Consider the following 21929-nt stretch of genomic DNA (forward strand, 5'->3'; position numbering starts at 1 on the left):
CGCGCCGCGCACCACCACGGACGTTCCCAGCACGAACCCGCGGCCGCCCCGGCCGCGAGCGGGGAGGAAACCATGAAGATCTTCCAGCCGATGCTCTTCGTCGGCCTGGGCGGCACCGGGGGACTGGTCGGCGCCGAACTGGAACGCAGGCTGCGCGCCGAGCTGTGCGGCCCCGACGGCATGGCGCTCAGCCGGCAGAGCGGCCACGCCCCCTTCCAACTGCCCGACTGCCTCCAGTTCGTGTACGCGGACTACAGCGAGAGCGATCTGCAGCGGCTGCCGCAGTTCAACGTCGACCGGTCGCTGCGGGCCGCCTACGCCCGTACTTCCCGGGCCACGCACAACCTGCTGCCGAACTTCGACAGTTCACCGGAAGTGACCAAGATGCTCCGGGCGAGCCTGCGCGAGGAGGTGGCCGGCTGGCTGCCGCCGATCATCGACGAACCGGAGGTCACCCCGCTCCACAACGGCGCGGGCCAGCTGCCCACCGTCGGGCGCGCCGCCCTGTTCGCCACGCTGCGCTACGGCCTCGCCCCGGTCCTGGAGCCGCTGCTCCAGGCGATCGACGCGATCGCCAAGTCGGCGGGCGAGCTGAGCGAGCTGGGCGGCGGCAAGGTCAGCGGCTGCGACGTCTTCGTCGCCTTCTCGGTGGCCGGCGGCACCGGCGCCGGGATCTTCCTGGACTATCTGCACCTCATCAACCACGCCTTCCAGCTGCGCCGCTTCGACGGCGTGAAGATCTACCCGCTGGTCGTCATGCCGTCGTCGTTCTCCACCGCCACCGGTGGCGGCCGCGAGGCGGAACTCAACGCGGCCCGGGCCCTGGTCGACCTGTTCCGGCTGGTGGACCGGCAGAACGCGCCGCGGGAGGGCGCGGAGATCGGCGACCTCGACTTCGACTCCAGCTTCGGCATCCGCTACCCGGGCTCCACCCCCGTGCGGCTGCGCACCGGCATCCTGCCCACGGCGTTCCTGTTCAGCCCGACCGCCGGCATCCGCGCGGACGATCTGCGCCGCTCCATCGTCTCCCTGGTGATGTCGCTGATCGGCACCGAACTGGGCGACGGCCGCTCCCGGGGCCGCAAGATGGCGGCCGACGACGACTACCAGACCTTCGCCGCGAGCTTCATCAACCGGGGCGTGGCGCGCGGTTCCCTGTCGCCCACCGGAATCGGCCGGCAGGGCGTCTCCACCAGCCTGGTGGCCTCCATGACCGCCCCGATGGACCAGCTGGCCGACCTGGTGGCCGGGCGGGTGCTCAGGGAGGCGGTCGCCGATCTCGTGGAGCGGCCGCGGACCGCGCTGCGCGAGGGCGCGGTGCCGATGATCCGGCAGCTGTTCGCCGACTCCCACCTCGAAGAGCTGTGGGAACGAAGGCAGTTGGCGGTACCGGAGCCCGATCCGCTGCCGCGCGGCGGCAGGAACATCGAGCAGGCCCTCGGCGAGCGCATCGCCGACATGCAGCGGCTGGTGGCCGACCTGCGGGCCGAGGCCGACCGTCAGGCAGCCGTGATGGCCGACCGGTTCGCCCCGCGCCCCGCCATCGACAAGCTGCTGCAGAGCGCCGACCCCTTCCTCGTCGAACGCGTCGTCAGGGGCATACCGGAGAGCGACGAGAACATCGCACGCCTCGGCTTCCTCGGCATGCTGGAAAGCCGCGCCCGCGCCCCGCAGCGCCCGCCCGGCGTCACCGAGCAGCCGCCCAAGATCCCCCGGATCAAGGGCCAGCTGGCCGGACTGGCACCGGCCCGCTGGGGTGACGACGACGTGCAGGCGGCCATCCAGGAACAGGACGCCTGGTACCAGTGGCGCTGCCGGACGGTGTGGCACGAGGCCTGGCGGGAGCAGCAACAGCACTGGCAGCCCCAGGCGGACGCGGCCGGGACCGACCTCGACCGGCTGGTGCGGGCCTTTCGCAGTCACGGCGAACGGGAACGCAAGACCTCCCAGCAGAAGGGCCACGAACTGTACGAGGACCGCACCGGTATCTCGTATCTGCTGCCGCCGCAGCGCACCCTCAACCACTTCTACGAGGACGTGGTCGCCCGGCTGATCCGCCGCGAGGGGCTGCGCGAGACCGACTATGAGGCCGCGCTGCTGCTCAAGCTGGTCGACGGGGACACCTGGCGCCAGGTCCACGCGCGCAGCCGCCGCGACCCGGAGGGGGCCGTCGCACAGGTCAAGGGGCAGCTGGAGGCCCGCATCACCCGGCTGTTCGCCGAGAGCGGCACCCATCTGGAGGAACGGCCGCTGCTGCCGGCCATGGGCACCCTGCTGGCCGCCGCCGCGGGCAGCCAGGACGCCGGCGACCAGGTCAGCAAGGAAGCGCTCGATCTGTTCGGACGCAAGCTGGCCGGGCTGCTGCCCGTCGGGTTCACCCCGGAGGGCACCGGACCGCTGCGGGCCCTGATCACCCACCCGCGAGTGCAGGCCGTCGAGGAGGTCCAGGAGTACCTCGGCAAGACGCTGCGGCTGCCCTCGGACGCGAAGAACTCGGTCGAGTACCGCGGGGTGGAGAGCGACTCGGTCACCGTGGTCCTCTTCCGCAGCGAGATGAGCCTCACCCAGGTGCCCGAGGCCCGCAAGGTGCTGCGCCAGTGGGCCCGCGCGAAGGAGTCCGAGCAGGCCCAGGACGTGCTGCGGTGGCGCCAGCGGCTCGGCTACCGGGACAACTGGATGGTCAGCAGCGAGGAGGACCGGCGCACCATCCTGCACCGGCTGCTGTGCTGTCTGTGGAACGGCCAGGTGGACGTGGTGGACGGCGAGCCGGCCTCACCGGACCGGGTGCGGCTGCGGCTGTTCCCGGAGACGGGCGCCAATGTGCCCGGAGTCCGGCTGCGCCTCGGCGACTTCCCCGGCGGTGTGTCGAGCTGGGCGGAGCTGCTGCGGTCCTACGAACGCTGGACGGTCCTCGACGACGAGCGGACCGTTGAGGACTACTGCCGTGAGCTGATGGGGACTCAGCCGCTGGGCCTCGCCCGCACCGGCAGCGAACCGCATCAGCTCTTCGTCGACCTGGTCGAGAAGATCGCCCCGCGCCAGCTGGACCTGCTCGCGGACCGCCGGGAGCGGGGCGGCGAGCGGGTCGAGGGCTGGGTGCGGCCGCTGTGGGAGTTCTGGGCGGAGACCCTCCCGGCCGCCCTGGACAAGGAGTTCGGCGATCAGCGCGCCGTCCAGCCGACCCTGCGCACCCTGCTGGAACACGTGCGCGGCGGCACCCCGACGCGGCCTCGCGTCCGCGACGACGTCCAGGAACCCCGGCACGCGGTGGCCGATGACGACGACTGGGGCACGGCACCCGTCTCCTCCTTCGACACCTACCGCCGCGAGGACGAACGGGACGAGCCGAACGACAGGACCGGCACCGGGGGCCACGGGAACGAGCGGCCGTACGGCGAGGAGGGGCCGTACGGCGACGAGCGGCGGCGCGGCGAGGAGCGGACCTACGGCGAGGAGAGGGCGCACGGCGACGAGTGGCGGCGTGGCGACGACAGGCCGTACGGGGACGATCGCGGCAGCCGGTTCCGGAAGGAGGACAACGAAGAAAGGGGGGACAGGAGCGACAGGAGTGACAGGGGGGACAGGGGCGACAACGGGGGCGAGGCGGACCGGGACAGCTGGGCCGACTGGAGCGGCTCCCGCGACGAACGGTCCCGCTCCCGCTACGCCGCCGACGCCGACCCCGACTCCGCGAGTGACGGGGACGGACGCCCCCGTCGCGAGGACGTGCCTGCGCCGTCGTGGGACGAGCCCGGTGACCGGGACGCCTACGGCGGCGGCGACGAGCGCGACCGGTCCCGCCGCACCTCCTGGGACGGTGACGCACGGTGAGCATGCCTCAGGACTTCGGCGCCGTCATCCATCTGGACCTGCGGGCCGGAGCCGCCGAACTCGACAGCGCCTCGGCCCTGCGCAGCAGGGTCGCCCGGCAGCTGGGCCGGGCCGGGCTGCCGGAACCCGACGATCCGCTCTTCCTGGTGGTCGACACCCCGGCCGGGCTCACCGACCACCAGCTCCAGTACGAACTGCTCACCGGCTTCAGGGCCGTTGGGGAGGTGCGGCTCCTGGTGCTCCTGGTCGGCAGTGCGCCGGGCTCGTACGCCGGTGAGGACGAGGCGTTCCAGCCCGACCGCCGGCTGGTGCGGCCCGCAGTCCTGCGGGCCTCGAACACCGCGCTGCTGTGGGCGGGCGATCTGCGCTCGGCCCGCACCGCGCTGGAGCATCCCGCCGCCGACGACCCGGACGCGCTCGCGGTGCTGGTGGGCGTGCTGTCGGTCCCGGACCTCTACCTCAAGGTGCTGCGCACCATCGGCTCGCTGCCCGAGGCCGTCGCCGCGCCCGGGGTCCGGCTGTTGGAGCAGGACCTGCCGCCGGAGGTGCGCGACCGGGCCTGGCGCGACGCGCTCACCCGGTTCGCGGGCGAGGACACCGAACTCGCGCAGGACGTCCTGCTGACCGCCTCGTCCGGAGCCGATCTGCCGGAGCCGCTGCGCGCCCTGGTGGCGGTCCGGGGCGGCCGGGACCAGCGCCACCGGGAACCCGGCGGCGTGGCGGACGACGCCTACCGCGCCTGCGCGGACGCCCTTACCCACGCCGAGGACGCGCTGGCCGGGCTGCGCGCCCTGCCCGGTCTTGTGCGGCCCAGCCGCAGGGTGGCGTTCGAGGCGGACGTCGACCAGGCACGCGAGGCCCTCGACGAGTACCGGGACCTGGTCGCCACGGCCCTGCGCGGCGGCGGTGGCACGACACCTTCCGGCGCCGAGTCGGCGGCCCGGCTCGCGGCCCTCGGGCTGCGGGTGCCGTCGGCCGAGGGCATGGGCGAGCGGATCGGCGAGGGCCTGAAGGAGTTCGCCGGGAAGCTGCTGGGCCAGGGGCTCAGCATGCGGGCGGTGGCCCAGCGCTTCACCGGTCTGGCCGGGCGGGTGGAGCCGGTGCCGGGTTCGGCGCTGCTGCCGGGGCTCGCCGACTACTCCGCCGACACCGTCGCCCGGCAGTCCGGGACGGAGGGCACAACGGCGCCGAGCCCTCCGCTCGCCGCCCCGGCGGCCGCCCTGGCGGGGCTGTTCGGCGCGCTGTGGCAGGGGCCGTACCTCGTGCTGGCCCTGCTCGTCCCCCTGCTGTTCGTCGGCATGGCGGCGCTCGGGGAGGCCCGGCTGCGCGGTTCCGGACGGCCCGGCCGCTGGGCCGTGGCCCCTCGCGTCGCGGCGTTCGCCGGCGCGGCGGCCGGGGCGGGCCTGGGGCAGGCGACCGGGCCCTCGCTCTGGCTCGGCGGGTTCGGTCTGCTGGCGGGTCTCGGCGGCGCGGGGGAGACGGCCCGCCGCCTCTGGCGCGCCGCGGCGGGCGCCTGGGCGCCGGGCCGCGTCACGGCCGTGCTGCGGCGGGCCCTCGACGGGCTCGACGGCCTGCTGGCCGAGGCCGTACAGGAGCACTGGGCCGTCGAGGAGCGCCTGTACTGCGCCGACGCCGCCCGTTCCGTCGCCGGCATGCTGCGGGCGACGGCGGCCGCAGCGGAGGCCGAGGCGGTACCCGAGCCGGAGCGGCTCACGGCGTCGGGCGCCTTCGCCGAGCCGGGTGAGCGGACACCCGCCGAGGACGACTGGCTCGCCGGCCCCTCCGCACTGGAGACGGACGACGCCTTCGCCGCCACCGACGACGGCGAGGCCGACTGGGCGAGCGTGTACGCCTGGCGGGACGAGTCGTCGTGGGACGAACCGGCCGAGCGGGGCGAGCAGCGGGAGAAGGGAGCCGGGGAGAGCCAGGAGAGAAACCCCGCCGCCCCTTGGGAAGAGCGCACCAAGGGGGTGCCGCGCTGGCTGGAGCGGGAGAGCGGCGAAGGCGGACCGGAGCTGGTAGCCACCTTGGCCGCGGATCTGACGGACGCCGCCCTGGAGGCCATGAAGCACTACTGGGGCGCCGTCGAACGCGGCCAGGCCGGCGCCCGCGCCGTGCGGCGCACCGAGGAACGGGTCCACGAACTGCTGTCGACCGCCCGCCGTCACCTCCAGCTCAACGGCGTGCTGGCCCCGCCTCCGTTCGCCGCCGCCCGCCGGGTCCGCGCCACCTCGGCGAACCTGCTCGGCACCGACCCGTACCGGCCGGCCGAACTGGTCGGCGCGGATGCCGACCGGCAGGCCGTGGTGCAGCTGTCCTCGCCCGAGCAGGGCGCCTTGCTCAGCCGCGATCCGGCGGCCGCCGTGTGGATCAGATTCGCGCCGAGGGCCGTGCGTGACGAGGTCGAGAAGGCCTGGCGGTCCAGCGGTTCGGCCCAGCCGGAGGAGGTCCTGTGGACGTCGTCGGGCAGATACGCCGGTCTGGTGCGGCTCACTCCGCTGCGGATGGGCGTGGTGGACACCGTCCGGCCCCGCTACGGCTCCGGGCCCGACGACAGGCCGGACGCGTACGCCGAGTCGCCCTCGTACGACGGGACCGGTTCCTACCCCGGAGCGCACCCGTACGACGGGACCGGCTCCTACGCCAGGACGGGCTCGTACGACGCGGCCGACCCCTACGACCGGCCGAACTCCTACGACCGGACGGCGGACCGGGACGACCACGCGGACCCGTACGGCCCGCCGGACACGGATCGCCGAGGGGACGGTGACCGCTGGTGACCCGCGCTTCGCGCCCCGGCCGCGTCCCCCCGTACGGCCCGGCGCACACGTACGAAGGAGAGGACCGCCGGTGACCAGCCCCGTGCTCCCGGACAAGCTAGCGTTCACCCTGCCCTCGGGCCGGCGCCGGGTCACTCCGGCCCGCTTCGGCCGCGAGTCCCGCCGCGACCGGCTGCTGCCCCAGCTGATCCGCAACTGCCTGCTCGACGACGACGCGGAGCAGTGCGTCCAGGTACGCCTGACCGCCGCCGACGCGGCCAACCCCGCGGCCCGCGCCCTGCTGGACACCGAGGCGGGCACCGCCCTGCGACTGCACCGCGTCCTCGACGACACGGAGTTCGCCGCGCTCTTCCCGAGGATCATCGGCTACGAACTGGACGCGACCGAGCCGTTCCTGCTGTACGCCGCACCGCGCGGCATCGCCGCCGCACGCACCCATGTGATGGCCGCGAGCGACCAGCAGCGCTTCACCCGTGACCTGATGCTCGCCCTGTGCCTGCTGGACGGCCAGGGCCTGGTGCCGCGCGGCGTCTCGCCCGCCACCGTGCTCTGGGACGGCGCCAGGGTCCAGCTGTGGGGACTGGAGGCGGTGAGCAGGACGGGACAGCCGAGGAGCCCCTGGGGCCGGCAGCCCTTCTGCTCGCCCGAACAGCGCCGGGGCGAAGGGCTCACCGACGTGCGGGACGCGGTGTGGAGCGCGGCCCAGGTGCTCTACCGGCTGGTGACCGGCCGCACGGGGCCCGCCGACCGCGCGCCCGCCGACCTCGGTGAACACCGGGTGCTCGACCAGACGTTGCGGCAGGCCTTCGCACCCCGGGCGGCCGACCGGCCGACGCCCGCCCAGGTGCTCGACCTCGTGGCGCCGGGAGCCGCACGCCGCGTCCGGCTCACGCTTCCCCCCGACGAGATGCGACCGCACCGGGAGGCCTTCGAGGAGTCATTGCGTCTCAAACGGCAGGCCCCGGTGGTCCGTTCCGAGGGCGGGCCGGGCGCCGACGCCGGGCGCGCCGCCGGCGAGGTGCTGTGCCCGTACTGCCTGGAGACCATCCAGCTCGACCTCGGCAAGCTGTTCGTCACCGACAGCAGGATGCAGTACCAGCCGCTGGACCTCGCCGGCATCAAGAACCCGGTCCGGCGGCACGATGTCATGCGCGGCGCCGTCCAGAAGTGCACGGCGGACACGGACCTCCCCGAGCACTTCATCCCGGTGCCCTACCTGATGTACGGCCGCCCGCTGACCGTCGCGATGGTCGGCCAGTCCTCCACCGGAAAGAGCCATCTGCTGACCCAGATGATCGCGGCCGTCACCGACGGCGGCCTGGAGCCGTTCGGCCTGAAGTGGCAGTCCGTCAATCCGGAGCAGCACGCCCGGTTCGTACGGGAACGGGTCCAGCCCCTGCGCAGTGGCAAGGTCCTGGACCACACGGCCGCCCTGGGCCTGGACGACTTCGCCCGCTTCGTGGAGTCGCTCCTGATCACCGACGTCCGCGGACAGGTGCGCCCGGTCGCCTTCTTCGACCTCGGCGGCGAGGACCTCGTGCGCACCGACGCGGCGCTGCGGTTCCTGCTCGGGGTCGACGCCCTGATCTTCGTCGTCGACCCGGCGCTGGCCCTGCCGCTGCCCCAGCTGGACCACGTCAGGGAACGCTGGGGAGTGGAGGTGAACCGGGACGGTGACCTGGCCTTCGGCACCGTCCTGGACCGGCTGCGCAAGAACGGCCCGTATCTGGACGTGCCGGCCGCGATGGTGCTCGGCAAGGCGGACCTGCTCCGCTTCCAGCCGCCCGTCGACCGCTGGCTGAGCCGGCCGCCGGCCACCTCGCTCGACCCCGCGCTCGTGCACGAGGAGAGCCGGGACGTGTACGGGCTGCTGCGCCGGCACGCCGGGCAGGCGTGGCTGCGCCCGTTCGACGCGATCCGCCGCTGCACCCTGCACATCGCCTCCGCCACCGGCGGCCAGGAGGCCCACGGCCGCTATCCGGCGGGCGCGGGACCCCGGCGGGTGCTGGAGCCGCTGCTGGCCCTGCTGGCGATGCACGGGCTGATCGACGTGCCGGGCGGCGGCGAGGCGCTCGCCGTGGGGGAGACGCCCGTCCTCGAAGCGGTGCCGTGGGAGGAAACAGAGGGATCCGGGGGATCCGGGGGAGAGGAACTTCAGTGAACGGCTTCCAGGACCTGGACTCGGTGCACCAGGTCGTCTTCCGCTGGGACGGCAACCACGGCCGTCAGGGCACCGGCATGAACGCCGTCGCCCACTCCTGCTCGGCCGAGCGTGCCGAGGAACTGGGCCGGGAACTCGGCCGGTTGCTGTGGGGGTCCGGCCCGGCGGCGGCACGGCCCAGTGTCGTGCGCACCCTGTCCCGCGACGGCGACGTCATGCTCGTACAGCGCTGGCCGACCACCGACCGGGGCGGTCGGCCGAGCACGGTCAGCCATGTCCTCGTCGGCGACCCCGGGGTCCTGCAGACGTGGCGGTGCCTGGCCCTCGCGTACGGGAGCTGGGGGCGGCCGGAGAGCGCCGAGCAGGCGGTCGGGGGACAGGACAAGATCGACTGCTCGCAGATCGACGACATGGCCCGCCGCCGGCTGCCGGACATGCTGGAACTGCTGCCCACCGTCAAGCACGCGCTGACCATGGTCGCCGCGGAGTTGCTGCGCGATCCGAGGCAGCGGGTCTCGCTGCTCCTGGAGGAGCAGACACCGCCCGGCTGGCCGGACCGGGACCAGGTACCGGTCGTCTATCTCGGGCTGTTCCTGCTCTTCGGGGGCTGGCTGCGCCAGGAGTGGACGTTCGCCACCTACGACGCGGCGGACACCCACGCCCTGCGGCTGATGTCCGTCCCGCGCTGGGAGCCGGACACCGGCGGGTCCGGTCCGCTGGCCCGGGTCATGGGCCGCCGGCCGGCCCGTCCCCAGTTCGAGCACCAGGCGGCGGCCCAGCTGGTGAAGCACCTCCTCTCACACCCGGAGGCGGACCCCGGCGTGCCGCAGCTGACCGAGGAGTTCGCCGACGGTGCCTCCCTCGACTGGGAGCGACGGCGTGCCCGGCTGAAGGACATCCTCGACCCCGACCGCACGACCGGCCGGCGCACCGCGCCATCCGCGTCCCGCCCGGCGCAACCGGGTCTGCCCCCGGGCTGGGACAGACACGTCGAGCGGGAGCGGAGGAAGGAGCGGGAAAGGGGCGGGAGGGAGGACCGGATCCGCGATCCCGAGCGGGACAGGCGCCCGGAGCCCCGCCCCGAGCCGGTGGCCGCACCGCCTTCGCCGCCTTGGCAGCCGTCCGCGCACGAGCCCGCGCAAGGGCCCGCGCAGGGATCCCCGTACGCGCCTGGATACGAGCCTCGGTACGAGCCCGGGCCCGCAGGGCCGCAGGGGTCCGTACCCGGCGGCCAGGACGCGCTCCGGCGGGAGTTGCACGAGCATCGGCGCGGCGACAGCACGCGGCACGACCGCCTCAGGACGCAGCTCGGCCGGCAGCCGGACGAGTTCCTCCTCGATGAACTGCGCCTGGGCCGGCTGCCGCAGGACTCCCTCGATCTGGTGCTGAAGGAGCTGGGGAGGCCCGGCCGCGTCGGCGAACGCTCCCGGCAGACGGCGGAGGCCCTGTGCGCGCAGGTGCTCGACGACGACCTCTACATGTTGCCGCGGACGAGCGGCGGGGAGCACATGTCGAGGTCCGCCATGGTCGACCGGGCGGTCGTGCTCTTCCGCTGGGCCGTGGCCCCTCTGGCCCGGGAGGAACGCTATCTGAGACAACTGCGGGAGTTTCTGTCCCGGATGAGCCGGGACCCCCACCCCACCACGGGCAACTGGCTCTCGCAGACCATCGTCGACGCGCCGGACGACCAGATCCCCGATCTGCCGGCGACCCTGTGGCGCCAGATCCTGCGCGACGCGATCAGCCGGAGCAGCAGACCGCCGGCCGTCCCACCGGAACCCCGCAGCGCCCCGCCGCCGTTGGCCCCCCTGACCCGTCCGGTCGTCCCGGAGACCCCGGCCTTCGCGGGGCGGGAGCCCACCGTTGCCGCCTGGTTCGCCGACCAGTTGAACAGCGTGGGCTGCGTGGTCGGGAGCGGCGTCCTGCTCATCGTCGTCGCGCTCGTCGTCATCGTCATAACGGCCCTGTGACGACGATCTCCGCATGACGAGGAGCGATATTCCGTGGCGCGGGAGGTGTGACTCATGGCTGTCGCTGCCACCCGCCGACCTTCCGCGCCGGCCGCGCACGCCGGGGCCGCCCTGGCCCTGGCGTGGGAGGGCGCCGCCCGACCCAGGGCAGACCTCAGCACGGCGGGCTCCGATCGCGGCCAGGGCGCGAATGAGGTCCACATCATCCTCAGGGGAACGGCGGCGGATGCCCCTGCCAGCGCCAGTCGGGTGCCGGGACTCCCCGCTCGGCCAAGTGGTCGAAGTAGTGACTCACCGATCTCATGAAGCCCTCGGTGCACGGCCGGGTCGCGAACAGCTCGATGAGCCGGTCGGCCGAGTGGAACTCGATGCCCTCCACCGCGTCCGGATCCGGACGGAACGGCCCCCCACAGTGGTGCAGGAAGACGCCGCGCTTCTCGAACTGCCGCACCGAGTACCCGTCGTAGGTGAGCAGGTACTGGACCGGCCCGGGATGGCAGCCGAGTTCCTCGAGAAGTTCTCGCTCCGCGGCCTGGTGATAGGTCTCGCCGCTTTGGACGTGGCCGCCGGCCGAGGCATCCAGACGGCCCGGATGGGTGTCCAGGTGCGCCGAGCGCTCCTGGACCAGGATCTCCCCGAGCCGGTTGACGACGAGGACGTGCACGCCGCGGTGTCTCAAATGCCTTCGGTGGACATTCTCCCGCGTGTCCCGGCCGACGACCCTGTCGTGCTCGTCCACGATGTCCAGGTACTCCGGCTCCTCATCGACCCGATCGCCGTCAGGCCCCGGTTCGTCCCGGGCGGTCCTCACCGCTGCCCTCCCTCACTGTGTCAGTGCGCGCTGGATGTCGACGATCAGCCGCTGGTACTCGCAGACCGTGTCGCGCAGGCGGCGCAGGTACTTGAGGTACAGGTCGAAGCTCCGCGTGACCGGCTGCTGTACGACGAGACTGCCGAATTTCAGGACGTCGGCGAGCGCGGTGTCCATCTGGTGCCACTGCCCGCGGATGCGGGTGACGAGATCGTCGCCCAGGGCCGGGCCGATCTCGGCGTCGCTGAGGAGGAACTGCAGAAAGTGCTGCACCGGCTGGAAGCGGTTCTGCACGTGCTTGTTGAGACGCGAGGTGTCGTTGAACGAGACGGTACCCGCGGTGACGATCGACTCCGCCCGCTGCTCCCACGCATCGATGGCCTGATCGATGGCCTCGACACCGACGACCACCGGATTGACGTACCGGTACAGCCGGCCCTCCTCCCAGCGCAGGCCGAACTCGCGGAAGACCGCGCGGAAGGCCTCCAGGGAGCCCATGCCGAGGATCCGGTCGACCGTGGACGACGGGTGGATCTCCGTGGCGGACACCCGGCCGTCATCGGTGCATACGACACGCTCGAGAAGTTCGGAGAAGGGGACGGGGCGGCGGAACGCCCGGCTCTTGATGTCCGACGTGCTCTTCGTGTAGTAGATGGTGTCCTCGTCGATGACCTCGACGAGCCACTCTGTGACATACGGCGTGCCGTCGGAGTGGACGAAGGAGACGGGCAGTGCGACATGCGCACCGGAGGCGATGGCACGGCCGATCTCCGCGGCCAGTTCGTCCTTGGCGAAGGTGGTCTCCACCCAGGACTCCCGGCAGACCAGCTCCATGAATCCGTTGTAGCGGCTGATGATCGGCACGTCACCGGTGCTCTCGAACTGCCAGTCGTAGCAGCGGTCCATGAAGAACAGCGGGAACGCCGGAGACTCATCCAGGATGCAGTAGCGGTGGAACAGGTGCCGCTCCTGGCATATGTAGTACTGCGCCAGGTCGAGTTGCTCGTCGGACGGGGTGAACTCCGCCGGGGACTGCGCCGGATCGCGCCGTTCGCTCACTGCTGCTCCTTGATGTCATTGAGGAACTGGTCGTCGCCGACCAGAAGCGTCCCAGCTGTCCACTGCCAGGGGGTGCGGTCCGGAGACACATGATGCGCGCCCGCTTCCGCGGCGATCAGCTGTCCCGCCGCCATTCCCCAGACGCGCAGGACGCCCCTGCTCTCGGCGACCTGCTTGACGAGGCCGGCTCGCCGGCCGTCCGCGACCTGACAGAACCGCAGTGACGTGCACGCCATGTGCTCGAGTTCGTAGGACCTGCGCAACAGGTTCTCCACGGCGGGATTCGCGGCCGGGTCGACCACGACTCCGTTTCCCACGGACACCCGGCGCGGCGCCCGCGCCGCCCCGCCCGGCCCGGCCAGTCGACGGCCGTCCGCATACGCTCCCGCGCCACGGGCCGCCGAGTACAGAAGGCCGCCACGGGGTTGATAGACGAAGCCGAACACCGGCTCGTCACCGACACAGCCCGCTACCGACACGGCGTACATGCCACGGCCGGACGCATACGAGTTGGAGCCGTCCAGGGGGTCGAGCGCGAACCAGAAGTCGCCCGGCGCCGTGTGCGCGTACTCGCCGAAAGCGGTGAAGTGCTCCTCGGCGAGTACGGTCACCGGCCCGAAGTGACTCAGGATCAGGGTGACGATCTCCCGTTCGAGCTCCTGCTCCACGGCGGCGACGCGGGCCGGATCGGCCTGGACCCACGGCTGGAGCCCGGGCAGCCGATCCGCCAGCGCGACCAGCGCGCGGACGAACCGCTCCCGGTCCAGCAGACCTCGTGCGACGCCTGGTTCCAACGAACTCGTGTCCATCTCCCAGGGCACCGCGTCAGCGCGCATCCCGAGCCCTCGCTTCGCCGGCCCCGGGGCTCCTGGTCCGCGCCGGGCGCGGTGGGAGTACTTCGTCTGTCATCAAGTGTCCTTCCGCGGCGGGGCCGCGCCTGCGCGGGTCAGTCGTCGAGGTACTGCAGCTTCTGCTCGTACCGCGTGTGGCGGCGGACCTTGTGGGCCTCCACGGGCTCGGGGGTCTCACGCGCGAGGCCCCCGAGGTACAGCGGCTGGTCCTGCGCCGGCGGGCGGCTGAAGTCCTCCTGCGACTTTCCGTACGGACGCAGGAGGATGCGCTGCTCCCGGGTCAGACCGGTGAAGTCGTTCTCGTCCTGGAAGTAGTAACCGTTGACCCAGGTCGGCGTGTAAGAGAGGAACACGTTGATACGGGTGACATCGCTGTGGTTCGGCTGGATCCGGTGCCAGAGATTGGCACCGAACACCGTCATCGAGCCCTTGCCGCACGTCAGGACCTTCTGGCCGGCCACGTCACCGATGCCGGTGTGCTCGGTCTCGTAGTCGGCGCGCTGGCTGCCCGGAAGGTAGACCAGGTTGCCCATGTTGTCGTGCGGCAGGTCGGTCAGCCAGTACCCGATCCTGAGCTTGAGCGGGAGCACCGGCGAGAAGACGCGGTAGGGCACCGCGCGAGGGCCGTCGAAGTGCCAGTGATTGACGACGCTGCCGGGCGGGCGTACGAACAGGTCGTTCTGACTGAGCCGGGTCTGGTCGCCGAAGATGTCGTATGCGTATCCGATGTGTGTCTCGAGGTCGATCAGGCTCTGGAAGGCCGGATGCGCGCGGATGACGTTCTCGACCTTGTTGGTGTGCGCCCTGTTGTACGACTGCTCGTCGAAGCACTCCTGCGCGGCGTCGCGCATGGCGTCGACCTGTTCCGGGGACAGAACGCCCTCGCGGTGGATCAGGCCCTCGCGCCGGAAGGTCCGCCACTCCTCGTCGGTGAATCCCAGTGGCGCGGGCTTGAGTTCGTCCGTCATCGACTCTCCCTCTCTGCTGTGACTCTTCAGGCCTGGGCTGTTGCGGTCAGCGTGTCCGCGACGACGCCGAAGACGCCGCCGGAGCGGATGTACTGCAGTTCACGCTCTGTGTCGACGCGGGCGGTCATGGTCCAGGAGGCGACCTGCCCGCCCTCGTCGTCATGGGCGCGCACCTCGACGGCACCGCCCGGAGCCAGCGTGTCGAGACCGATGATGTCGAAGCTCTCGCAACCGGTCAGCCCGAGCGTCTCCGGTGTCTGACCGGCGGTGAACTGCAGCGGCAGGATGCCGACGGCGACCAGGTTGCTGCGGTGGATGCGCTCGAAGCTCTCGGCCAGGACCGCCTTCACGCCCAGCAGGCGCGGGCCCTTGGCGGCCCAGTCGCGCGAGCTGCCCATGCCGTACTCACGGCCGGCCAGTACGACGAGGGGGATGCCGTCCGCCTGGTAGCGCATCGCGGCCTCGTAGACGGTCGTCTCCGTGCGCTCCGGGAGCAGCAGAGTGCTGCCCCCCTTGTGCTCGACGAGCCGGTTCACCAGACCGGAGCCGGCGAACGTACCGCGCATCATCACCTCGTGATTGCCGCGGCGGCACCCGAACGTGTTGAAGTCCTCCACTTTCACGCCGAGCCCGGACAGGTACTGCCCGGCCTGTGTCTCCTGCCGGATCTGTCCGGCCGGAGAGATGTGGTCCGTGGTGGTCGTGTGGTTGGCGTACACCAGGGCTCTGGCGCCCCGGACGTCCGGGCCGCTCTGCTCCTTGTCCAGGCTGACCAGTGGCAGCGGCATGAGGTACGAGGACTCGGCGGGCCAGTCGAACAGGTCGCCGGTGGGGCTGTCCAGGTCGCGCCACGACTGCTCGCCCTGGTGCAGCTGCTCCGCCGCATGCCGGTAGTGCTCGGGGCTGACGAACCTCCGCACCTCTTCCAGCTCCTGCGGCGTCGGCCAGATGTCCGCAAGGGCGACCGGTCGGCCGTCGCTGCCGGTGCCGAGCGGTTCGGCCGTGAGGTCGGTCAGCACGGTGCCGGCCAGCGCGTAGGCGACGACCAGCGGGGGTGACATCAGGTAGGAGGCGGCCACGTCCTGGTGGATGCGCCCCTCGAAGTTCCGGTTGCCGGACAGAACAGCGGCGGTCCTCACCCCGTGTCCGCGCACCGCGTTCTCCACTTGCTCCACGAGCGGCCCGGAGTTGCCGATGCAGGTCGTGCAGCCGTATCCGGCGACGGAGAAGCCGAGTTCGCCCAGCGCGGGGAGAAGGCCCGCGGCGTCGAGGTAGTCCCGGACGGCCCGCGAGCCGGGGGCCATGGAGGTCTTCACCCAGGGTGGGACGGTCAGGCCGCGGGCCACCGCGTTGCGCGCCAGCAGACCGGCCAGCAGCATGCTCGTCTGGTTGGACGTGCTGGTGCAGCTGGTGATCGCCGCGATGGCGATCGCGCCGTCCCTCAGGCCGCCCGGCTCCGCCTCCGCGGTCGTCGCGGCCTGCGCCGCGAACTCCCGCCGGAAGCCGGCCGGGACCTGCGAGATCGGCATGCGGTCCTGTGGCCGGCGCGGGCCGGCCGCGCACGGCTCGATCTTCGCGAGGTCGACCTCGAGGACACGGGAGTACCGCAGCGGGACGTCCTCGTCGATCGCGTCCAGGCCTTGGGCGCGGCTGTACCTGGCGACCAGGTCGACCGTCTTTGCGGAGCGGCCGGTCAGGCGCAGGAAGCCGAGGGTCTTCTCGTCGACCGGGAAGTACGTGGTGGTGCAGCCGAATTCGGGTGCCATGTTGGACACGGTGGCCCGGTCGGTCACGGGCAGCGTGTCGGCGCCGGGGCCGAAGAACTCGACCATGCTGTGCACGACGCCGGCCGCGCGAAGCATCTCGGTCAGGGTGAGGGCCAGGTCGGTGGCGGTGGTCCCGGCCGGGAGGGAGTTGACCAGGCGGACGCCGACCACGGGCTGGGCGAGCATCGGAAGCGGCAGGCCGAGCAGTACGGCCGACGCGTCAAGCCCGCCGATGCCCCACCCGAGCACGCCGATCGAGTTCACCATGGGGGTGTGCGAGTCGGTGCCGAGTACCGTGTCCGGGGCGGCCAGACCCGTGGCGTCCACGTTCACCACCCGGGCCAGCTGTTCCAGGTGGATCTGGTGCACGATGCCCCGGCCGGGCGGCACGATGTTCACTCCCTCCATCGCCTGGTGCGCCCACTTCAGGAAGCGGAACCGCTCTGAGTTCAGGCGTGTTTCGCGCTCCATGTTGCGCCGCAGCGCGGTCGCGGTTCCCGCACTGTGGACCTCGACGGAGTGGTCGACGACCAGGTCGACGGGGAGCGAGGGCGACACGATCCCCGGCTCCAGCCCGCGCTCGGCGAGCAGCGAGCGCAGGGACGCCAGATCGGCCAGGACGGGTACACCGGAATGGTCCTGGAGCAGCAGCCGGACAGGGAAGAGATTGAAGGAGACCGGGGCGCCGCCCCCGGCTGCCCGGATGATGTCGCGGCACAGCCCGAGAGCCGCGTCCACCGCGCCGTCGTGGGATTCCGCCGCCCGGTGGGCCTGCCGCAGCACGTTCTCGACCAGCACCCGCGTGGTCCTGGGGGCGTGCTCGATCTCCGTCAGCCCGGCCTCGGCGGCCGCCTCCAGGCTGATGTAGGAGTACCCGGTACCCGGGAGCGGTCTCTTCAGCGTGTTCACCGGCAGTCCTCGCTCTCGGCGGTGGGGAAGGGGATGTCACAGACCCGTGACCGGGTCAAGTCGTCATCCGGCGGAGCGCGGAAGATCCGGCGCCGCGCGCCTCGTCATGCCTGCGCCCCGACCGCGGGGGCGAGGCCGGACCACGACTTGAGCCCGTCGAGGGTGTCGGTGTCCACGAGGGAGAAGAGTTCCTTGAGCGTCGAGATCTCCGGCTCCATCGCCGTGGTCGAGCCGTCCGCGTACAGTCGGGACAGCACGTGCTCCATGGCCGTGATCGAACCGCGGATCAGCTGGTTGGCGTAGATCATGCCGGCGATGCCCATCTCGTGGAGCTGATCGACCGAGGTGGTGTGGTACGTCGTCGGGACGGCGAACAGGGGTACCGTCAGTCCGGCCGTACGCGCCTCCCGGCTGAACGTCTCGATCTCGGCCGGGGTCTTGAGCCGGCTGTGGATCAGGATGGCGTCGGCGCCGGCCTTCGCGTAGACCAGTGCCCGCGAGACGGCGTCCTCCATGGTCGACCCGGCGATGAGTGACTCCAGCCGGGCGATCACCATGAACTCGTCCGACTGCTGGCTGCTCTTGGCGGCCTCGATCTTGCGGGCGAAGACACTGGGCTCCTCCAGCAGGTGCCCGTCGAGGAAGCTGTTGCGCTTGGGGTACTGCTTGTCCTCGATGCAGACCGCGTCGATCCCGGCCGAGTCGTACAGCTTGACCATCCGTCGTACGACGTCGACATCGCCGAACCCGGCGTCCACGTCGGCGATGACGGGAAGGGTCGTCGACCGCCGGATGCGGACCGCGTCCTGGTGGAACTCGGTCATGGTGAGGATCCCCGCGTCGGGGACTCCGTGGGAGGCGGAGATCCCGAGGCCGCCGGCCCACAATGCCTCGAAGCCCGCCTTCTGCGCCAGGATTGCCGACAGACCGTCGTGCACTCCGATGGCCCGGACGGGGACGTCGTCCGCGATGAGCTGGCGTATGGTGCGATTCACCGTTATCACCTCGATGTCAGTTGTGAGTGTGACGCAATGGTGCGCGACAGCAAGCTCGCCGAATAATGCGCGATGGCGGCCCGACTTCGGTCGCCGGGCATCGCAATGGCACGGCATTACCGGATGTGTGAATACGCGAGAGTCTCACGGCACCGCAAATGCCGAGTGCCGTGGAGAAGCCCGTGTGTTGTCTGTCCGATCCCGCCAACAGGCGGCTCTGCCTGCGTAAACGCAGCGAGTGCGAGCTGACTTCGGGCCCGGTGGAACCGGCGGGAATGCGATTCCAGCCGCTCAGGAACATAGCAGCCTGCCGTTCATTGGCCAGAGAAAAAGCGCGCAGCAAGGCAGTTCGCAGCCTCACCGAGAATCATCGGGTGCGCTCGAAAGCTATAGGCCTTGCGAGGGAATGGGCTAACGTCCCTCTGTCCCGCCGGCGGGACAGACCGCGGGTAACGACTCAGCGATTGGTTGGTACGTCATGCACCCTGACATCATCCTTGAGGACACCACACTGCGGGACGGCGAGCAGGCTCCGGGTGTCGCCTTCGGGCCCGAGACGAAGGAAGCGATCCTGGACGCGCTCATCGGCGCGGGCGTGCGGTGGGTCGAGGTCGGTATACCGGCCATGGGCGGAAGCGAGGTCGAGTTCCTCAAGAAGGCGGTGCGCCGTCAGGACGAGGCGACCCTCGTGGCCTGGAACCGCGGCGTCAAGGAGGACATCGAGTTCTCCCTCGGTCTGGGCTACAAGGCCGTCCACATCGGTCTGCCGGCCTCGAAGGTGCACTTGAAGCAGAGCGTCGGCAAGACACGCGACTGGCTCCTGGAGAACGCCCGCGCGCTGGTGGAGATGATCAAGGAGCGTGGCGCCTTCGTGTCGATCAGCGCCGAGGACATCGCGCGCACCGAAACGGACTTCCTCGTCGAGTACGCCAGCACCGTGGCGGCTGCCGGGGCCGACCGCCTGCGCCTGTCGGACACGATCGGCATCCTGACGCCCGAGCAGTACGGCGCCAAGGTCGCCGCGATCGCGGCGGAGGTCGACATCGACCTGCAGTGCCACGCACACAACGACTTCGGCCTCGGCTTCGCCAACACCCTGGCGGGCCTGCAGGCGGGTGCACGCTACTTCCACGTCACCGTGAACGGCATCGGCGAGCGGGCGGGCATGACCGACCTGGCGCAGGCCGCGGTCACGCTGCAGTCCCTCTACGACGTGGACCTGAAGATCGACACCACGAAGCTCTGCGAGCTCGGCAAGCTGGTCTCGAGCGCGAGCGGGCACCCGAACGTGCCGTGGCAGCCGATCGTGGGAGAGAACGTCTTCGCCCACGAGTCGGGCATCCACGTCAACGCCATGCTCCAGGACACATCGACCTTCGAGCCGTTCCCGCCCGAGCGTGTCGGCGGCGAGCGGCGCTACGTACTCGGCAAGCACTCCGGCCGGGCGCTGATCGAGGCGGTGCTGACCGAGCACGGCCGGGCGTTCGAGGACGAGCAGCTCAAGCAGTGCCTGGCATGGCTGCGCGAGGCGGCCGTGGAGCGCCGTGGTGCGGTCGAACCCAAGGAACTCCTCGACCACTTCGACCAGATCGCCTGATCCCGCGCCGCGCCGCACCGGCCCGATCCGACGGGCGGTGCGGCGTATCTCGAACGAAACGAAGCGCATCGTTCTGCGGGAGGAATCTGTGTTGCCCATGCGAGCCGGTCGGCGGCTCGCCGCATCCGCGGATGCGGCGCACCTCGGCGACGACGGGCGCCGCGCCGGCATCGTCGCCCTGGCCGAATCGCTGGACGCGCGCGGTCCGGCCGCTGCCGGTACGGCGCTGGCAGCCGCCGTCGCAACCGGAGCGCTGGCGGGCCGGTCCGGCGGCGCGCTGACGCCGACGGTGGCCGTCGACTCCGGCAGCCTGCCCCCCGTGCTGCGCCCATGGGTCGCGAAGGGCTTCACGCCGTTCCGCTGCAAACCGCTGGACTGTCCGGAAGAACACCGCGCGCCACTGGCTCTGTTGATCGACGCCGTGTCCGGGACACCCGCGCTGGGCTGCCCGCCGCACTGGGTGATCGGCGACTGCGTCCTGACCCTGGAACTGCCCGGGGCCGCGGATCTGCGGCAGGTGCTCGCGGCCGACCCGGCCGCCGGCCGAAGCTGGGTGAACGAGGCGTGCCTGCGTTCCCTGGAGGCGTTCGCCGCCCACGACGCCCGTCTCACCTCTCTCCTGACGGCCCGCGGGATGCCGGCACCGGAGGTCTTCCCCGTGGCGGAGCGGTACACGGCAGCCCGGGACCGGCTGAGCCGGATTCTGGGCCCCTTGGACCTGCCGGCGGCCCTGCCGACGCCACGGCACCCAGGACCACTCACTCTCTTCTGCGATCCGAAGCCGGCGAACTTCATCCTGCCGGAGGCGATGGCGGCGTGCGGTCCCGAGGACGGCTGGCCCGTACGCATCGACCTCGACCTGCTCCGCTACGTGTGCCCGATCTCGCTCCAAGTGGTCATCGCCCTGTGCACCTACCCGATCGCCCTGCCCGAGCACGGTGAGGGCGCCACCGGCTTCGCCGGGCTGCTCCACGACGTGCGCGGCGCCGGCCTGCGCTTCGGGGTCGAACCGGAGGAGACCGAAGCGATGCTCCTCTACCACCTCGTCCGCAACTTCACCTCGGCCGCCGACGACGGCTCGGCGGCCGGTGCCCGCAAGGCCGCGGCGCTGGCGCCGGTCCTGGGCGCGGCGCTGGTCTCCCTGCGGTCGCTCCCCCCTGCTCCGGCGACCGCCGACCTGCTGGCCTCGTGGCGCTCCGCCCACGGGGGTCACGACGAACGAATCATGGATTGAGACGATATGCCTGACGCACTGACCGTCGTCCGGATCGCCGGCGACGGCGTCGGTCCCGAACTCGTGGCCGCCGGCAGCGCGGTGATCGAGGCGCTGGGCGTGCCGGTCCGCTGGGTGGACGCCGTGGCGGGCTTCAACGCGATCGAGGAGCACGGGACGACGGCGCCGGAGTCCACCATCGCCGCGCTCCGTGAGCACCGGCTCGCCATCAAAGGTCCGTTCCACACGCCGAGCGGTGGCACCATCCGCAGCGCCAACCACTATCTGCGCCGCTCCCTCGACCTGTACGCGGCGCTGCGGCCGCTGCCCATCCTGCCCGGCAGGCCTCCTGTCCTGCTGGTGCGGGAGAACCTCGAGGACCTCTACGCCGCGGTGGAGTGGATGCCCGCGGCGGACGTCGCCCAGGCGGTCAAGACGGCGACCCACGGGGGATGCGTCCGCATCACCCGCTACGCCTTCGAACTCGCCCGCAAGGAGAAGCGCGGCAGGGTCACGCTGGTGCACAAGGCCAACAACCTCAAGCTGACCGAGGGAATGTTCCTGTCCGTCGCGAGAGAGGTGGCTCAGGAGTACCCGGACATCGAGTTCACGGACATGCTCTCCGACACCGCCGCCTCCACCATGGTGCTCGACCCGGGGGCGTTCGACGTCATCGTCACCTCGCACACCATCGGGGACATCCTGAGCAACCTCGGCGCGGCGCTCGCCGGCAGCCTCGGCCTGGTGGGCAGCCTCGACAGCAGTGGTGACGTCCACGTCGCCGAGGCCTCGCACGGCTCGGCCGACGAACTGGCCGGCAAGGACCAGGTCAATCCGGTGGCCTTCCTGCGCGGCGTGGTCCTGCTCCTCGGCGCGATCGGGCTCGACGACGAGCGGCACCGGCTGGAGCGGGCGCTCGACCAGTGGTCGGAATCTGGTGTTCGAACCGTCGACCTCGGCGGAGCCGCCACGACGGCGGATGTCGTCGGCACCATCTGCGGACTGCTGTGAGAGAAGG

General features: G+C 71.6%; 13 protein-coding genes. 7 read left to right on the forward strand and 6 right to left on the reverse strand.

The window, feature by feature from the left end; translation table 11 throughout:
* Positions 1 to 72 precede the first annotated feature (72 nt).
* The 4 genes from AVL59_RS12435 to AVL59_RS55830 all read left to right on the forward strand — a co-directional run bounded on the left by AVL59_RS12435 (position 73) and on the right by AVL59_RS55830 (position 10742).
* Positions 73 to 3831, forward strand: coding sequence for a tubulin-like doman-containing protein (locus AVL59_RS12435; RefSeq protein ID WP_067302835.1), 3759 nt, complete (start codon positions 73 to 75; stop codon positions 3829 to 3831).
* A gap of 2 nt (positions 3832 to 3833) precedes the next feature.
* Positions 3834 to 6611: a hypothetical protein gene (locus AVL59_RS12440; protein ID WP_067302837.1), complete on the forward strand. Its 2778-nt coding sequence runs from the start codon at positions 3834 to 3836 to the stop codon at positions 6609 to 6611.
* Between the two features lie 70 nt (positions 6612 to 6681).
* Positions 6682 to 8772 (forward strand): hypothetical protein, encoded by a 2091-nt coding sequence (locus AVL59_RS12445; protein WP_237281489.1) that lies wholly within the window; start codon positions 6682 to 6684, stop codon positions 8770 to 8772.
* A complete protein-coding gene (locus AVL59_RS55830) occupies positions 8769 to 10742 on the forward strand; it encodes a hypothetical protein (protein ID WP_067302839.1) in 1974 nt (657 codons plus the stop codon). The genes AVL59_RS12445 and AVL59_RS55830 overlap by 4 nt, the downstream gene beginning before the upstream one ends.
* A gap of 208 nt (positions 10743 to 10950) precedes the next feature.
* On the opposite strand, the gene AVL59_RS12455 is transcribed toward AVL59_RS55830, so the two are convergent.
* From AVL59_RS12455 to AVL59_RS12480, 6 genes are all read right to left on the reverse strand, one after another.
* Entirely contained in the window at positions 10951 to 11553 is a 603-nt protein-coding gene (locus AVL59_RS12455) for an NUDIX hydrolase (protein ID WP_067302842.1), read from the reverse strand.
* 12 nt (positions 11554 to 11565) lie between these two features.
* A complete protein-coding gene (locus tag AVL59_RS12460) occupies positions 11566 to 12612 on the reverse strand; it encodes a hypothetical protein (protein WP_067302845.1) in 1047 nt (348 codons plus the stop codon).
* A complete protein-coding gene (locus AVL59_RS12465; protein WP_067302847.1) occupies positions 12609 to 13448 on the reverse strand; it encodes an inositol monophosphatase family protein in 840 nt (279 codons plus the stop codon). Before AVL59_RS12465 ends, AVL59_RS12460 begins: the two co-directional genes overlap by 4 nt.
* Positions 13449 to 13558: 110 nt before the next feature.
* Complete coding sequence (locus AVL59_RS12470; protein WP_067302849.1) at positions 13559 to 14431, reverse strand: phytanoyl-CoA dioxygenase family protein; 873 nt, start codon at positions 14429 to 14431, stop codon at positions 13559 to 13561.
* A 26-nt stretch (positions 14432 to 14457) separates the two neighbouring features.
* Positions 14458 to 17106, reverse strand: a complete 2649-nt coding sequence (acnA, locus tag AVL59_RS12475; RefSeq protein ID WP_237281490.1) for an aconitate hydratase AcnA — start codon at positions 17104 to 17106, stop codon at positions 14458 to 14460.
* 104 nt (positions 17107 to 17210) lie between these two features.
* Complete coding sequence (locus tag AVL59_RS12480; RefSeq protein WP_067302854.1) at positions 17211 to 18101, reverse strand: isocitrate lyase/phosphoenolpyruvate mutase family protein; 891 nt, start codon at positions 18099 to 18101, stop codon at positions 17211 to 17213.
* A gap of 478 nt (positions 18102 to 18579) precedes the next feature.
* Here AVL59_RS12480 and AVL59_RS12485 point away from each other — a divergent pair, with 478 nt between their 5' ends.
* From AVL59_RS12485 to AVL59_RS12495, 3 genes are all read left to right on the forward strand, one after another.
* A complete protein-coding gene (locus AVL59_RS12485) occupies positions 18580 to 19698 on the forward strand; it encodes a homocitrate synthase/isopropylmalate synthase family protein (protein ID WP_067302857.1) in 1119 nt (372 codons plus the stop codon).
* A 97-nt stretch (positions 19699 to 19795) separates the two neighbouring features.
* Positions 19796 to 20932, forward strand: a complete 1137-nt coding sequence (locus tag AVL59_RS12490) for a hypothetical protein (protein ID WP_067302860.1) — start codon at positions 19796 to 19798, stop codon at positions 20930 to 20932.
* 6 nt (positions 20933 to 20938) lie between these two features.
* On the forward strand, positions 20939 to 21922 hold the full coding sequence (locus tag AVL59_RS12495) for an isocitrate/isopropylmalate family dehydrogenase (protein WP_067302863.1): 984 nt from the start codon (positions 20939 to 20941) through the stop codon (positions 21920 to 21922).
* Positions 21923 to 21929: the final 7 nt, after the last annotated feature.

Origin of the sequence: Streptomyces griseochromogenes (genome assembly GCF_001542625.1) — a bacterium.
Lineage (GTDB): Bacteria > Actinomycetota > Actinomycetes > Streptomycetales > Streptomycetaceae > Streptomyces > Streptomyces griseochromogenes.